Source organism: Arthrobacter sp. GMC3, from assembly GCF_002929305.1.
Classification (GTDB): domain Bacteria; phylum Actinomycetota; class Actinomycetes; order Actinomycetales; family Micrococcaceae; genus Specibacter.
The window spans coordinates 1-14,911 of sequence record NZ_PJIO01000021.1 but is presented as its reverse complement, the minus strand read 5'-3'; the positions used below and the strand labels follow the sequence as shown (position 1 = coordinate 14,911).

Here is a 14,911-nt window from a genome sequence, read left to right as displayed (position 1 = left end):
GTTTAAGACTCTATCCTGCTCGCGGAAGCAATCGGGAATCCAAAACGTGTGAGGGCACGGCGTAGTTCTTCCCGATCGTCCAGGGCGATGTTGACACCCATGACCTCTTGGTAAATTTCATGGCCGCGCCCGGCCACCAAAATGGTGTCATCGGGGCCGGCAAGCTCCACGGCCCGCACAATGGCGCTGGCGCGCAGATCAAATTCTTCAATGACCCTCCCTAAACCGAGACGTTCATTGGCTTCACGGGCACCGGCCAGGACGTCGGCCCTGATGGCGGCGGGGGCCTCATTGTGAGGATCATCGTCGGTGACAATCACCACATCGGCACCCTGGACCGCAATGGCACCCATGATGGGGCGTTTGGTGGCGTCGCGCTCCCCCGTGGCCCCGAAGACTACGATGACACGCGATCCTGGCGTCTCGGACCGGACGGCCTCCAGTGCCCGGGCCAGTGCGTCCGGGTTGTGGGCAAAGTCCACCACGGCGACAGGGGAAGCGCCGATGAGCTGCATGCGGCCGGGCACGTCAACGGTGAAGGGGTCATGCGCGGCAAGAACCTGCGCCAAAGTGGCCAGGACCTCACCGCGGGGTGCGTTCACAAATCCCTGCTCGGCGACCATGACCACGGCCAGAGCGGCGTTGGAGATGTTGAAGTCACCCGGGAGGCCCGTGCGCACCCGCAAGAGGGCACCTTGGGGGCCGTGGAGTTCAAACCGGGAGCCAACACCGTCGCGCTGGATGCCGCTGACCTGCCAGTTCGGGGCATCGTGTTCGTTCCCGGTGGAGGGCGTGTCACTGGGCCGGGTCACTAAGGTTACCGTGGGGACGGTTGACTCTGTGGCCAGTCGGCGGCCCCAGTCGTCGTCGACAGTCACCACGGCGTGGCGGCTCCGTGTTGGAGTGAACAACTGTGCCTTGGTGGCAAAGTATCCTTCCATGCCCCCGTGCAGGTCCAGGTGGTCCTGGGTCAGGTTGGTAAAGCCGGCCATGTCGAAAACGACCGAATCGACCCTGCCAAAAGCCAGCGCATGCGAGGAGACCTCCATGGAGGCAGCATCCAGGCCGCGCTCGGCCATGAGGGCCAGCAGCGCATGAACATCGGTGGATTCGGGCGTGGTCAGTTTGCTGGGAATGGGCTCATCACCGGCCAGAATCTCAATGGTGCCAATCAACCCGGTGGTTTTGCCCATCGCCTGCAACAAAGAGTTCAAAAAGTACGTGGTGGTGGTCTTGCCGTTCGTCCCCGTCACCGCGAAGAGCGGCATGGTGGTCTCGGCCGTGCCGTATATCAGGGACGCAACAGCCCCTGTCACTGCCCTCGGGTCCGCGCAGCTGAGCACAGGCACGGGGAGGGAGTCAGCCAAGAGGTGAGCGCCGTCGTGGTCAGTCAGGACTGCAACGGCACCGGCAGCAATGGCGGCGGCGGCAAAACGGGCGCCGTGTGTGTGGGCGCCGGGGAGCGCAATATACAAATCCCCGCCCACGATGCTGCGTGAATCCAGGCTGACACCACTGACCTGCGGGTTGGCGGGGGTTCCGTTGTTCACGGCACCGGAGAGGGCCAAAACACTCTCAAGTGCGACGGCGTGATGCTGGGTGGGGCGCGGTTGGCTCGCGGTCAAGGGCGTGGAATCTGAGCCGGTCGCTGGCTGTTGCACTGAATTCATTTCTTTCATGTAAGTATCCGGCCGGCGGCTTTACTTATAAAACTTAGGCAGCATGACGGACGGGGTGGTGGACGGTGGGACATCGAAGGTGCGAAGTACCTGGCCCATCACCTGATTAAACGTAACGCCTTGGGTAATCCCGTAAATATCGCCCTGAGGCCGTTGGACAGTGATTGCCACAACGTATTTGGGATCATCCATGGGTGCCATGCCGATGAACGATGACGTGTACCCGTCAAAGCCCACGCCGTTGTCGGCCGGAGCTTCCGCGGTGCCGGTCTTGCCGCCAACGCGGTACCCCGGTATGCCAACCACTTTGTAGTCGGCCATGGTTACCACGCCTTCCAGCATATCGCGGGCGGACTGCGCCGTCTCGGGGCTGATGACTTTCACCCCGGGAGCCTGCGGTACTTTCGTCTCCACGCCGTCGGCGGCAGTGAACGAATCCACAATTTGCGGGGCCAGCCGGACACCATCGTTGGCAACCGCTTGGAACACGTACGCGGTTTGCAGTGGCGTCTGGGCTACGCCCTGTCCGAACAGGACCGTGTACCGCTGGCGGCCGTCCCACTTCTTCCAGTCTGCGAGGATGCCCGGGCTTTCGCCGGGCAATTCGATTCCGCTCTTTTCCCCTACACCGAACTTGCGCAGGTAGTCGTAGCGCTGTTGCATCGATAGCCGGGATCCTGCCATGACGGTTCCGGTGTTCATGGAATCGGCAATGATGCCGGCAAGGGTGCGCTGTTCGGTCCCGTGGTTGAAAGCGTCCGAGAAGGTTTGCCCGTCAACGGTCAAGGTGGGCGGCACCAGGAATTCACTCATGGGGGTGGCGAGCCCCTCCTGGATCACTGCGGAGGCCGTGATGATCTTGTCCGTGGAACCCGGTTCAACCACGGAGGAGACCGTACGTGAACCGATGTTGCTCGGATCGGAGGCACCTGGGTTATTGGGATCGTAGGAATCCGAGTCGGCCAAGGCGATGACCTTCCCGGTTTTCACTTCGGTCACCGTGATGCTGGCCCACTGGGCACTGTATTGCTGCTTTTGCTGCTGGGCTGCCTGCTGGGCGTAGTACTGAATGTCCTGGTTGATGGTGAGTTTGACGGTTTGGCCGTCAACGGCTGCCACGGTCTTCACGGGCGCGGTGGGGATGATGATGCCGTTCTTGCCCGCCTGGAAGGTGCGGGTTCCATCCGTTCCGGTTAGTTTGTCATCCATGGTCTGCTCAATGCCTGCCAGGGGCTTGCCATCGGAGCCAAGGAAGCCGACTATGGGTCCGCCCACAGCACCCATGGGGTAGACGCGTTTGGTAACGGGCTCAGAATAGATGCCGGGCACGCCCAAGGCCGATACCTGTGCCTCAACGGCCGGACTCACATCGCGGAGGATGTAGTTGAAGTCCTTGGTTCCGGTGGCGTTGGTCTTGACGTCCTCAAAAGGCATTCCCAGGACCGTGGCCAGCTTTTGCAGCCCCTGGTCGCGGGTGAAAGTGTCGAGCTTCTCGGTGGTCGCGTTCCTATGCTTGTATTCGGGCATGGCGTTATTGACTTGGGAGACGGTGATGTCATAGCGCAAAATACTTTCGGCCAGGACCTTGCCGTCCGCGTCCACGATCTTTCCTCGGACGGCGGGCAATTTTTGCACCACTGTTCGTTGGGTCTCGGCCGCTTCTGCCATATTGCCCACATCCAGGCCCTGAATCATGATGAGCTTGCCGCCGATGACCAGCAGAAACACCAGCATGACCACGAAGCCGATCCGCATTCGTCCGCGTCCAAGTTTGTTCAACCGCAGTGCCGAGGGGCCCATTTTGGCCTTGGAGGAATCTTGTGCCACTGCTTGTCCTAACCTTGTGCCGCGTTCGTGGGCGACGACTGGCGCGCCGCCCACATTTTTCAAGCTTTAGTTCGTTTTTTGTCCCGGTGCTGGGATGGTGCCGCCATTGAGGTCCGGCGCCACTTCCACGGGAACCACCGGTGCAGGGGGCGTATCTTTGGCTAGCGACTTTTGGTCCTTGGCCACCGTGGCGGCCGGGCTCTCCACCGGCACCTTGATGGGCTTGTTCACCTCTGCCGGCGGGATGGAGACAAGACCCTTGGTGTCGGCCTTGGCGGGTGTCGGGTTACCGGTGACTTTCTGGGTGCGCACGTCAATTTGTCCGGTAGTGCCCGCCGGCACCATCCCCATGGCGGCGGCCCGTGCAACCAGGCTTTGTGGGGCCTCGTTGGTCACAAGTTCAAGTTCGTGGGCCTGGTTGGCGTTGGCCAGCTCGGTTTGCTGGGCCTTGAGGCCCACCAGTTCGTACTGCCCCTGAGAGACGGAGACACTCATGATCAGTACGGCAGCCAGTGCCCCAACCAGCAGCAAGAACAAGACCACCAAGGGGGTCTTGTTCTTGGTGGGTGTGAAAGATACCAGCGCAAGCGGCGTCCGGGGCGCCTTGCTTTCCTTCAAGGGCAGTGGCAGGCCACCATCAAAATCCGGCTCCGCGCTCGAATAGGCAAGTGCACGGGCATTGTTACCCACCGTTGCCGGGGCAATGCGGGACGCTCGCTGACTCATGCCTGGCTCCTGACTTTGACTTTTTCAACTGCCCGCAGCCGCGCCGATGCGGCCCTGGGGTTTTCTGCAATTTCTTCTTCGGTGGGAATCTCGGTTCCCTTGGTCAAACGTTTAAGGGTTGCCTTGTGCTCTTCAAGTTCCACGGGGAAACCTGCCGGAGCAGAGGAACGCGAGCCAGCAGCGAACACTGCCTTGACGATCTTGTCTTCGAGGGAGTGATAGGACATGACAACGGCGCGCCCGTGCAGGACAAGGGCGTCGACGGCGGCCGGAACCGCTCGCTCCAAGACGCTTAGTTCCTCATTGACTTCAATCCGCAACGCCTGGAAGGTCCGTTTGGCGGGGTGGCCTCCAGTGCGCGCAGCGCCGGCCGGGACCACATTGCGGATGATCTCTACCAGTTCCCCCGTATGGGTGAGTGGCTGGCGGTCACGGGCAGCGACGATGTGATTGGCGATGCGCCCGGCAAACTTCTCCTCACCCCATTTACGGATGATCCGCACCAGATCTTCTTCCGAGTACGTGTTCACGATATCTGCGGCGGTGGGCCCACGGCTGGTGTCCATGCGCATGTCCAGGGGTGCGTCAAAGGAGTAGGCAAAGCCGCGCTCACGCTCGTCCAATTGCAATGAGGACACACCCAGGTCCATCAGGATGCCGTCGATTCCAGCAACCCCCAGGTCATCCAGGACTGTGGGGATTTCGTCATACACGGCGTGAACAAGGTCGGTACGACTGGCGAAGGGTGCAAGCCGCTCCCCCGCCAGGCCGAGTGCCTCGGTGTCCCGGTCAATGCCAATGAGGTGCAGGTCGGGGAAGCGCTGAAGCATCGCCTCGCTGTGCCCGCCCATGCCCAGCGTGGCGTCAATGACGATGGGGGTGCGTCCGGCTTGGCGGGCCACTTCGAAGGCGGGGGCCAAGAGGTTGATGCAACGATCTTTGAGAACTGGCGTGTGGCGGGCGGACGTGGGTGGCGTGGGGTTCTCCGACGTCATCACGCCTCCTGCTCCGTTAGGTACTAGTGGTGTACTACATGGTTGACGTTCTTGGACCAGATCCCCCTCCGCGCCGAGCAATGTCCTGCCTGGCTCCGGGGAAGTGAGCCAGGAATGACGGTGCTGGGCGGCTGGAGATCTCGTCTAAGAACAGTCCGTGCCGCTCACCCTTGCCTGGACACTTGCATGCCCATTCACTGGTGCTTATTTCTGGGTATTTCCAGGAACTGCGTCCTCATCCATCTGTGAGAACGCTTGCTCCTGCTCTTGCAGGTACTTCTCCCACGACTGCGCATTCCAGATCTCTGCCCTGTTCCCGGCGCCTATGACCACCAGTTCACGATCGAGTCCTGCATAGCTGCGTAGTGGTGCCGGTATGGTCACCCGCCCCTGTTTATCCGGCACTTCATCCGATGCCCCGGAAAGAAAAACACGGTTGTAGTCGCGGGCTTGCCTGCTTTGCATTGGCGCGCCCACCATGTCCGCATGAACCTTTTCAAACTCGCGGGCACTGAAGACGTAAATACAGTTTTCTTGACCTTTTGTCAGGACAAGTCCACCGGCTAGTTCCTCTCGGAATTTAGCGGGAAGGATGATGCGGCCTTTTTCGTCAAGGCGCGGTGAATGTGTTCCAAGAAACATCCCCCACCGCCTCGAACACCGGGGATAAATGCGTTCCCCGTGACCATTTCCCTCTTACGCGCTCCACATTACTCCACAATCCTCCACCGTCAACGCGTGAAGGCCAAATGTCGCGGGCGTGTCGTCGATCACACCGCGCAATTACAGGGAATATCGAGGTGGAGGGAACTTGTTGGCACCGCCAAGTTTCGGGCGCGCCGCACCCTGCCGGCGAATCAAATACCCGAAGAAACAGCCAGAAATGGGCCCACGAAGGCCAGGATGGCACTGCGGTGGTGGGAAGTGGAGCACCCAGGGGTGGGATGTGGAGTGCCCAGTGGTGGGAAGTGGAGTGCCCAAGGCACCGGGGCCGTTAACCACGAAAAGGCCCGCGGGGCGGGCCTTGATTCGGGACTGTGTCACTTTGACCGTGCCGTGGGCGCAACGTGATGAATCACGGTCGCACATCGCAGCATCGGGGTATCCGGAACGGTGATTTTCAACCACCGCAGGCCACCCCTAAAGGCTAGGGCAGCTTACTGTTCGTGGCGGCGCTCTTCCCAGCGTTCCTCAAGGCTGTTCATGAAACCGCTCTTTTGCTTCGATCCGGCCTTTGTAGGGGCCGCGGGACCACTATCGAATTTGGGCCGCAACATGGCCAAGTAAACTCCGGCACCCATGACTAGAAAACCAAGGACCCCGATGACAATAATTTTGGTCGCGACACCCCCCAACAAGATCATGAGACCGGCGATCACAATTAGTACGCCGATCACAATGCGGCGGGTGGACAGCGAGCGTACAGGATCCGAGGCCAATGCGTTGGCAAATTTCGGATCTTCGGCATGCAGTTGCTGCTCCAGCTGGTCAAGCAATCTTTGCTCGTGCTCGGAGAGGGGCATGACGACCTCCTTCAGGTCAGGGCCATGGGCGTCTTGACTCGTTTAACGGCTACAGTACTTGCGTTAGTTCCCTCAAGCTGAGAACCATACTTTAACACCGGTTGCCAGCAGGGTACCAATCAATTCTGAAGTCGCTTCGAGAGAACTCCTGCTACTAACAATAGGCTTGATTTTGCTGAACTGAAACCCATCAGGGGGTCCTCACAGGAAGGGCCCACCAATGTCCCAGCATTTGTGGCAGGTGAGCCCACTTACACCTCCACTTTCAGCTGTTTTTCGGGGACTCCCGGTCGCCTGCCGCCGGGCGCAGCAAGCGCGCCGGGACGATCTTGGCGCTGCCAAACCTGGCGGCAATGGCATCCCCCACCACTTCGGCACTGCGCCCGTTGTCGTCGCGACGGTCCAGGGTGAATTGCAGAGGGGCAGAATCAATGGATTCCAGTGATTCGACGCGCACCCCTATCAGCCGAACGCTTTGCGGTCGCGGCCCCAAGGCCCGCAGTAGTCCCACGGCCCCGGCGTATATTTGTCCCGCACTATCAATACCGGCCCCCATGGCCTTGGAGCGGCTGATAGTGGAGAAATCCGAGTACTTGATCTTCAGGGCCAAGGTGCGCCCGGCCAGCTGCGCTTCCCGCAGCCTGCCAGCCACCCGGTGCGATAGGCGCAGAAGTTCGCGAGTGAGGATCTCGTCGTCGAACGTGTCAACGGCAAAGGTCTCCTCGGCGCCAATACTCTTCTCTACCCGCACCACAGAAACCGGCCGCGGGTCAATCCCCCACGAGAGCTCATGCAGTGCCCGGCCGCTGGCCCCGAGGGTCTTGGTCAGGACTGTCACGGGGGTCGCGGCCACGTCAGCGACAGTGAATATGCCCAGGCGTTGCAACACCCCCAGCGTCTTGGCCCCCACACCCCACAGTGCCTGAACGGGAAGTGTGTGCAGGTACTCCACCGTCCTGTCCTTTTCAATCAGCAGCATGCCGTTGGGCTTGCAGCGGGTGGAGGCGATCTTGGCAACAAACTTCGAGGAGGCAATCCCCACCGAGGCCGTGATCCCCAGCTCCGCTTCCACCCGGCGTCGGACCAACGCACCAATCTCCAGGGGCGAACCCAGACGGCGTAGGGCACCGCTGACGTCAAGGAACGCCTCATCAACGCTGAGGGGCTCCACCTTGTCAGTAACCGAATTGAACAAAGCCATGAGCCGCCCGGAGACTTCGCGGTATGCATCGTGCCGCGGCTCAATGACGACGGCGCGGGGCGCCATCCGCATGGCAGTCACCATGGGCATGGCGGAACGGACACCAAAGGCCCTGGCCTCATAAGAGGCAGACAACACCACGGACCGACCCTCTGGGTGGCCCACAATCACGGCCTTTCCAATGAGCTCAGGCCGTTCCCGCAACTCAACGGCAACAAAAAACGCGTCCATGTCCACGTGGAAGATGGTGCATCCGGACTGGTCCAACACCCGCTCCGGTGATTGCCGGGCAAGGCTGACGTGCGTGCCGTTGGGCACGTGCCTGTCGGGGCGCGCTGGAAGTCGCCAAGGTTCCTGTTCCACAATTCAAGTCTAGTTTCCGGCACCGACAAAAAGGCGCGGGATTCCCGCGACGGGCAAACTCGAGCCAGCCCATGGGTAAACTGGAGTGGATCCATTGCACCGCCACCGGCAGCTAAGGAAATCGTGATGACCAGCTCCACTTTTCAGCGTTTGCATCAGCCTGGCGCCGTGCTTTCCCGGCGCGCATACCGTCCGGCTGCGACGGCCTTGGCTGCAATCCTCCTACTGTCGGGATGTTCCGGTGCGCCGTCGCCGACTCCCAGCACCACGTCGTCGCCCGTCACCACGCAAAGCAGCACCGCCAGCGCGCCACCGTCGACCGCCAGTGCCACTCCAACAGCTGAATCGGCGGTCAAGGAGTTGGTTGCCGGCTTCCCCACCCAGCTCATCCCGTTAATGCCTGGCGCCACCGTCACAAGCTCAAGCCTGCAACGCAGCACGCCGCTGTCATCGGCGGCCCTGACGGCCACAATCACCGCCACATCAGCTGACGTGTTGACGTACTACACCAAGGTTTTTACCGATCAGGGCTTCACCGCCCAACCAGGGGATGCGGTGGACGGCCTGCCGCTGAAGACCTTTGTGCGAGCCGATGGCCAAGAAATTGTCACTGTTTCCGTTGTCCAATCCGGTGAAACTGCCACGGCAACTATTGGGGCCAATGTTTTGCCTGCATCACTAAAATAGAAGAACTGCGCTTCAGTTCAGCATTTGGTGCCGGCCCGCTAGTCCTCACGTGTGACGCCGTCCCATTTTTCATTCGCATAGCAAGGACTCACCCAGCATGACCGCATCACCGGCCTCAACGGATCATTCGATCGCCTTGGAACAAGAAGCGTTTGTCGCGGCAGTAGCAGACCAGCTCAACGCCTTCCTCTCCGAAAAGCGCACCCTGATGGCAAGCATCTCCGCAGACACTCTTGTCCTAGTGGATTCCATCAAGTCCCTGGCCACCGGCGGAAAGCGAATGCGTGCCTTGCTGTGCTACTGGGGCTGGCGCGGTGCTGGCGGGGCGCCCGACGCGCCGGAGGTGGTTATTGCCGGTGCCGCCCTTGAACTCTTTCAGGCGGCGGCACTGATTCACGACGACATCATCGACCGATCCGACACACGCCGTGGCGGTCCCAGCGTCCACCGGGTGTTCAGCAATCTGCACACCGAACGCCGATGGGCCCTTGACGAGGAACGCTTCGGCCATGCCGCAGCCATCCTCACAGGGGATCTTTGCCTGTCCTTTAGCGAAGAAATGTTTGCCGCGATCGGCGCCGACGCCGGTAGCCGCGCCCGGGCCGTTTTCAACCTGATGCGCACAGAGGTCATGGCGGGGCAGTACCTGGACATCCTCGAAGAGGTATCCGGCCCGAGCAAACCGCATAGCACAGCCGTATCCCGGGCTTCTGCGATCATCCGCTACAAGAGCGCAAAGTACTCCTCCGAACACCCGCTGGTGCTGGGCGGGGCCCTGGCAGGAGGCAGTTCCGAACTCCTTGAGGGCTACAGCGCCTTTGCCCTGCCCTTGGGCGAGGCGTTCCAGCTTCGCGACGACGTTCTTGGAGTGTTTGGCGACCCCGCGCAGACGGGCAAGCCTGCCGGCGATGACTTGAGAGAAGGCAAACGGACTGTACTGGTGGGGCTGACCATCGATTCCGCCAGCGATGAGGATCGCGAGTTCGTCGACACCCACCTGGGCCGCCAGGACCTGAGCGAGGAACAGATTGCAAAGCTCTGCGCCGTCATGGTCGAATCCCAGGCCCTGGCAGGAACGGAAGCCATGATCGCCGAACTCAGCGGCACAGCCTTTGCCGCCCTTTCAGAACTTCCCATCGCCGACGACGTTCGTGCCGCACTGTCCAGCCTGGGCCAAGGAGCCGTTTCCCGGACGTCATAACCGCCTCAGGCACCGCGAATGCAGCAAAAAATTGCCGGTCAAGAAGAAGGTCCCCGTAGCGCAGTGAAGCGCTACGGGGACCTTCTTTAGTTCAAACGGCCAAGGTGGCGTCTCGCGCTACCAGCCCAAGGCGGAGGCGCGACGACGGATTTCGGTCTTTCGGCCTGCGTGCAAGGCGTCGATGGGGCGCCCAGGCAGGGATTCGTCGTCGGTGAAGAGCCAGACGATTGCTTCCTCGTCCTCAAACCCGGCGTCGTGCAGCACTGAAATGGTGCCACGCAGGCTCTCGATGACGTGGTCGTCGATAAAGAATTCGGCCGGCACGGCCCGGATGGAACGCTCACCTACGCGAGCAGCCAGCAAGGAACCATCCTTGACGAGGGCATGCACTTTGGTGATCGAGACGTTTAGCTTTTCGGCTACGTCGGGCAGGGGCAACCATTCACTGACAACATTTTCAACTTTACTCACATGTAACAGGTTCCCACATTCTTCATATCTCCGCACACCGTTGACGGTTTTGTGCTGTTGTCATTCCAGAAATAGGGGCGGCTCGCTACCTTCATCCGGGCCGCGTAATAGCTGGCTTTTCAAATAGTTGCGGGATATTGCACGTTGCGCGCGGCAAGTCGCTATTGATAAAAGATTCACGTTAGGTAGATTTAGTGTAAATTCACAGTAGTCACACAAGAAACACCAGTCACATCTGCATCGAGACCAGCCCGAAAACCAGAGGATTGCCCCCCAATGACTTCCAACAGCCCCTCTCGTACTGCGTCAACTAGCGCCAAGCAGCTGGCTGCCGTAGCTACCGCGGCCATCCCCGTGGTGATGCTCTCCTCCATGGCCATGGCGCAACCTGCTGCCGCTTCGCCCGTCGCGACGGGAACCAAGATTCTCCCCGCAGTGATCACCGCAAGCGGGATTGCCACGGAAGCAAAAGCCAGCAAGATTGCAGGCATCCCTACGGCCGTAGTAGCCGGATCCATCCCCACCCGCATGGCAGTGCAGACGGTCGCCACCCCGCAGAGCCACACGGTAGTTGCCGGCGACACCGTCTCAGGCATCGCGGCCCAGTACTCGCTGTCCACCGATGAAATCCTTGCCGCCAACGGCATCACCGCAGACACACTCATCTACCCCGGGGAACAGATCAGCCTAGGCGGTAGTGCCCAGTCGGCACCCGAGGCGACTGCAACGCCGTTGAGCTCGAGCGCAGCTTACGTCATCGCGGCTGGCGACACCCTTTCGGCTATCGCCGCCAAGCACGGCGTCGACGTGCAAGCGCTGGCCGGGGCCAACAACATGGGAACGAACGCGACCATTTACGCGGGCAAGACGCTTAGCATCCCCGGTGTCGGTGCCGCCTCAAGTTCCATCACCCCGATTGCCCCTGCCAGCCCGTCGGCACCGGTAGACCCCTCTGCCCTCACGCCGGACCAGCAGGTACCCAGCACGTTCCTGCACTACACCTACCCCGATGCCGTGGTCGCTGATGCGAATCAGAACAAGGCCGCACTGATGAGCGCACCCGTACCAACACGCGCCCAGATGCAGGAGATGGTAGCCAGCACCGCCGCCAGCATGGGCGTTGATCCTTCACTTGCCCTGGCTGTTGCCCAGCAGGAGTCCAGCTTCAACCACCAGTCGGTCTCCCCCGCCAATGCCATTGGCACCATGCAGGTCATCCCCGACGCCGGCGAATGGGCTTCGGGACTGGTTGGGCGCCAGCTGAACCTGCTCCAGCCTGAGGACAACGTTGTAGCCGGAGTTGCCATTATCCGGGCACTGCTTCAGGGCGCACCCAGCGAAGACCTGGCTATTGCCGGGTACTACCAGGGCCAGTACTCCGTCAGCGTCAACGGCATGTTCGCGGACACCGTAAATTACGTTGCCGGCATCAACGCCAAGCGGAATTCCTACCGCTAGATTCACCCCACTATGGGACCGTGGACCGTCAACGAGTGTTGTTGGCGGTCCACATTCGTTTCACCCAATAGGATTGAAGGGTGGAAGATGCGCCTAACGACCCCTTGATCGGGTCAACAATCGATGACCGCTACCTGGTGCTATCCAAGGTGGCGCGCGGAGGCATGTCCACCGTCTATCTGGCCAAGGACGTGCGGCTGAACCGCAATATCGCCTTGAAGATCCTCCACCCCCACCTCGCCACCGACAACGCCTTCATTGAGCGGCTGCAGCGCGAGGCCTGGAGTGCCGCCAGTCTCTCGCACCCCCACGTGGTGGCGATCCATGACCATGGCGCGGGAGCTGCCCACGCCTATCTGGTCCTGGAATACATCGATGGCCATACACTGCGTGATGTCATCAACAAAGACCATGCCCTGACACCGCGGCAGGCCCTTGACCTGCTTGATCCCATCGTGGAGGGCTTAGCGGCCGCCCACGCAGCCGGTCTGGTCCACCGAGACGTAAAACCCGAAAACGTACTGATTTCACGTAGCGGCTGGGTCAAGATTGGTGATTTTGGCCTCTCACGCGCCGTCACCACGACGACGAACACGGGGACATTGCTGGGCACAGTTGGGTACATTGCACCTGAACTGGTCAATGGCGACGGAGGCGATGCCCGGAGCGACATCTATTCCGCTGGCATCATGCTCTACGAACTGCTGACGGGCGAGCAGCCCTTCCGCGGCAATGTTCCCATTGCGGTGGCCATGGCTCATGTCCGTGATGCGGTTCCGGCCCCCTCCTCTATTGTGCCGGATCTGCCGGCCGAAATGGATGAGCTGGTCCGGTACATGACAGAGAAGGACCCCGACAACCGCCCGGCCAACGGAGCCTCCCTCTTGGAGGACCTGCGCCACATCCGGACTACCCTGACACCGGCAGAGCTCAACTCCGGCGGCTCAAAGGCCATCGGTCAAAAGGACAGGGCTGCCACCGCGGCCGAACAGTTTACAAACCCCGTGCCCAGTGTTGACACCGGGGCACTAACTGCGGCAATTGGCGGACTCCCGGAAGCCTTTGGGGAAACCGCCCACATCGCTTCATCCAGGGAGCCATTGGCGACAACCGTCATCGCCGCACCCAACTACCCCACTAGCGTGATGCCCGTCGGCAACCGCCTGTACGTGACGGAGTCGGACTCTGTTGCGCCCGTCGTCGGCCCGGATGAAGAGTTCATTGAGGACGACGACGACACCTCCGAGCAGGCCTTGTCCAAGCGCGAAGCCCGCGCCCAGGCCAAGACCCGCGCCAAGGCCGCAGCCCAGCCGACTCGAACCCTAGGCACCGGAAATTCGCGACGCCGCGCCATTATCTGGGTGGTGGTGGTTGTAGTCCTGGGCATCCTGGCGGCGGCGGCTGGCTGGTTCCTGGCATTGGGCCCCGGCGCCTTGGCCACCATTCCCGATGTTCAGAGCAAGACTGTCGTCCAGGCGCAGAAGCTGCTGAACGAGCAAGGCTTTGACCGAATCCCCATAACCAACGTCCATGACGAACTGGTTGCCGCGGGATTGGTGGTGGACACGGACCCTGCCGCAGGTACGTCGCAACGTAGGTTTCTCGGTGTGACTCTGCGCGTCTCCCAGGGACCCGTCCTGTACAAGGTCCCCGCGGTGACCGGAAAAACGTTGCCGGACGCCACCACCGCCCTCACAGGCGCCCACCTGGCTCTTGGTACCACTACAGAAGTCTTCGATGAAAAGATTGCCGCGGGCACCGTCCTAGGTCAGGACCCTGGCGCCGGGACCGAATTCCGCGCCAACACCAAGATCAACGTGACGGTTTCCAAGGGACCCCAGCCGATCCCTGTCCCCTCCGTGGTCGGTAAGACGTCCGACGCCGCCAAAGCTGCACTCAAAGATGCGGGCCTCGCAGCGGCCATCGCACCTGAACAGGTCAACAGCGCCACCGTTCCGGCCGGTTCCGTGGTCTCTCAGACACCCGAATCGGGCAATCTTACTGCCGGTGGTACCGTCACCCTGACCCTGTCTAAGGGTCCCAAGATGGTCAAGGTTCCGGACATGGTGGGCAAGCAGGTTGGCGCCGCCACGTCCGAGCTCAAAGCGCTGGGCTTCAACGTCACGGTTGAGAACCTTCTGGGCGGGTTCTTTGGAACAGTCCGTTTCCAGGACCCTCAGAGCGGGGAAGCCGCCGAAGGCAGCACCATCACCCTGAAGGTCATCTAAGGGCAACGAGCTTGAGTATGGGCGCGACTTTTTTCGCTCCTCATTCCTGCAGGACACTTCGCCTCAACACCCCTCCACAGCGTAGTAATCTTCGAAGCCTATCCACTTTCTCGTTAGAAGATTCTAAGAGTGTCGGTGTCTCCTCGTAAAATGAGGGGTATGGAAACAAGGGCAAGGACGCCGGGTAATCCTGGCTCCACACGCAACGGCACGGGCCGTGGTGGGCATATTCACCGCTTGCTGGCTCTTGCCACGGCGTTGGTCAGGGCCGCCGCGGAGCCCGACGCGACCGCCACCGACGGACTCCGGGCCACCCCAAGGACACCGTTCGGTCTTGACCTGGGCTCGTTGCCGGACGCGTCGGTTGTTGACTGGGCACAATCCCTGGAGCACCTGGGCCGATTCTTGACAGGTATGAGCGTGCAGGTCGCCGGTGAACTCGCCGACCGGGTCAAGGCCGGACGCTTCGATCGGGACGGCATCAAAACACCCGTAGAACTACTCACCACCTCACTGATGCTCAGCCGGGGCGAGGCCTACCGCCGGATCCGC

The 14,911-nt window shown here is 61.1% G+C and carries 13 protein-coding genes; 5 read left to right on the top strand and 8 right to left on the bottom strand.

Annotated features, from left to right (window positions below):
* Positions 1-2 precede the first annotated feature (2 nt).
* From CXQ94_RS20095 to dinB, 7 genes are all read right to left on the bottom strand, one after another.
* The gene (locus CXQ94_RS20095; protein ID WP_104092373.1) at positions 3-1,670 is read right to left on the bottom strand and encodes a UDP-N-acetylmuramoyl-L-alanyl-D-glutamate--2,6-diaminopimelate ligase; all 1,668 of its coding nucleotides are present in this window, start codon (positions 1,668-1,670) and stop codon (positions 3-5) included.
* 30 nt (positions 1,671-1,700) lie between these two features.
* A complete protein-coding gene (locus tag CXQ94_RS20090; RefSeq protein ID WP_306418921.1) occupies positions 1,701-3,506 on the bottom strand; it encodes a penicillin-binding protein 2 in 1,806 nt (601 codons plus the stop codon).
* 66 nt (positions 3,507-3,572) lie between these two features.
* Complete coding sequence (locus tag CXQ94_RS20085) at positions 3,573-4,232, bottom strand: hypothetical protein (protein WP_104092372.1); 660 nt, start codon at positions 4,230-4,232, stop codon at positions 3,573-3,575.
* Entirely contained in the window at positions 4,229-5,227 is a 999-nt protein-coding gene (gene rsmH / locus CXQ94_RS20080) for a 16S rRNA (cytosine(1402)-N(4))-methyltransferase RsmH (RefSeq protein WP_104092371.1), read from the bottom strand. Before rsmH ends, CXQ94_RS20085 begins: the two co-directional genes overlap by 4 nt.
* A 204-nt stretch (positions 5,228-5,431) precedes the next feature.
* A complete protein-coding gene (gene mraZ, locus CXQ94_RS20075; protein ID WP_104092370.1) occupies positions 5,432-5,869 on the bottom strand; it encodes a division/cell wall cluster transcriptional repressor MraZ in 438 nt (145 codons plus the stop codon).
* A gap of 515 nt (positions 5,870-6,384) precedes the next feature.
* A complete protein-coding gene (locus CXQ94_RS20070) occupies positions 6,385-6,750 on the bottom strand; it encodes a DUF3040 domain-containing protein (protein WP_104092369.1) in 366 nt (121 codons plus the stop codon).
* A 265-nt stretch (positions 6,751-7,015) separates the two neighbouring features.
* Positions 7,016-8,221, bottom strand: a complete 1,206-nt coding sequence (gene dinB, locus CXQ94_RS20065; RefSeq protein ID WP_258067274.1) for a DNA polymerase IV — start codon at positions 8,219-8,221, stop codon at positions 7,016-7,018.
* Positions 8,222-8,440: 219 nt separating this feature from the next.
* Between dinB and CXQ94_RS20060 the strand changes: the two genes are divergently transcribed.
* Together CXQ94_RS20060 and CXQ94_RS20055 are read left to right on the top strand one after the other, a co-directional pair.
* Entirely contained in the window at positions 8,441-9,001 is a 561-nt protein-coding gene (locus tag CXQ94_RS20060) for a hypothetical protein (protein WP_258067270.1), read from the top strand.
* A 97-nt stretch (positions 9,002-9,098) separates the two neighbouring features.
* Positions 9,099-10,202: a polyprenyl synthetase family protein gene (locus CXQ94_RS20055; protein ID WP_104092368.1), complete on the top strand. Its 1,104-nt coding sequence runs from the start codon at positions 9,099-9,101 to the stop codon at positions 10,200-10,202.
* Between the two features lie 117 nt (positions 10,203-10,319).
* On the opposite strand, the gene CXQ94_RS20050 is transcribed toward CXQ94_RS20055, so the two are convergent.
* Positions 10,320-10,673: an Rv2175c family DNA-binding protein gene (locus CXQ94_RS20050; protein WP_104092367.1), complete on the bottom strand. Its 354-nt coding sequence runs from the start codon at positions 10,671-10,673 to the stop codon at positions 10,320-10,322.
* Positions 10,674-10,949: 276 nt separating this feature from the next.
* On the opposite strand from CXQ94_RS20050, the gene CXQ94_RS20045 reads away from it, so the two are divergent.
* From CXQ94_RS20045 to CXQ94_RS20035, 3 genes are all read left to right on the top strand, one after another.
* Positions 10,950-12,131: a LysM peptidoglycan-binding domain-containing protein gene (locus CXQ94_RS20045; RefSeq protein WP_104092366.1), complete on the top strand. Its 1,182-nt coding sequence runs from the start codon at positions 10,950-10,952 to the stop codon at positions 12,129-12,131.
* A gap of 80 nt (positions 12,132-12,211) precedes the next feature.
* Entirely contained in the window at positions 12,212-14,359 is a 2,148-nt protein-coding gene (locus CXQ94_RS20040; protein ID WP_104092365.1) for a Stk1 family PASTA domain-containing Ser/Thr kinase, read from the top strand.
* A gap of 159 nt (positions 14,360-14,518) precedes the next feature.
* Positions 14,519-14,911: hypothetical protein (locus CXQ94_RS20035; protein ID WP_146070378.1), on the top strand; the 393-nt coding region annotated here is incomplete at its 3' end.

Bases quoted from the DNA above. Each gene is read 5' to 3' on its own strand.
- CXQ94_RS20045 (WP_104092366.1), top strand. From the start codon at position 10,950: ATGACTTCCAACAGCCCCTCTCGTACTGCGTCAACTAGCGCCAAGCAG.
- CXQ94_RS20060 (WP_258067270.1), top strand. From the start codon at position 8,441: ATGACCAGCTCCACTTTTCAGCGTTTGCATCAGCCTGGCGCCGTGCTT.
- CXQ94_RS20070 (WP_104092369.1), bottom strand. From the start codon at position 6,750: ATGCCCCTCTCCGAGCACGAGCAAAGATTGCTTGACCAGCTGGAGCAG.
- CXQ94_RS20095 (WP_104092373.1), bottom strand. From the start codon at position 1,670: ATGAATTCAGTGCAACAGCCAGCGACCGGCTCAGATTCCACGCCCTTG.
- CXQ94_RS20085 (WP_104092372.1), bottom strand. From the start codon at position 4,232: ATGAGTCAGCGAGCGTCCCGCATTGCCCCGGCAACGGTGGGTAACAAT.
- rsmH (WP_104092371.1), bottom strand. From the start codon at position 5,227: ATGACGTCGGAGAACCCCACGCCACCCACGTCCGCCCGCCACACGCCA.
- CXQ94_RS20055 (WP_104092368.1), top strand. From the start codon at position 9,099: ATGACCGCATCACCGGCCTCAACGGATCATTCGATCGCCTTGGAACAA.
- mraZ (WP_104092370.1), bottom strand. From the start codon at position 5,869: ATGTTTCTTGGAACACATTCACCGCGCCTTGACGAAAAAGGCCGCATC.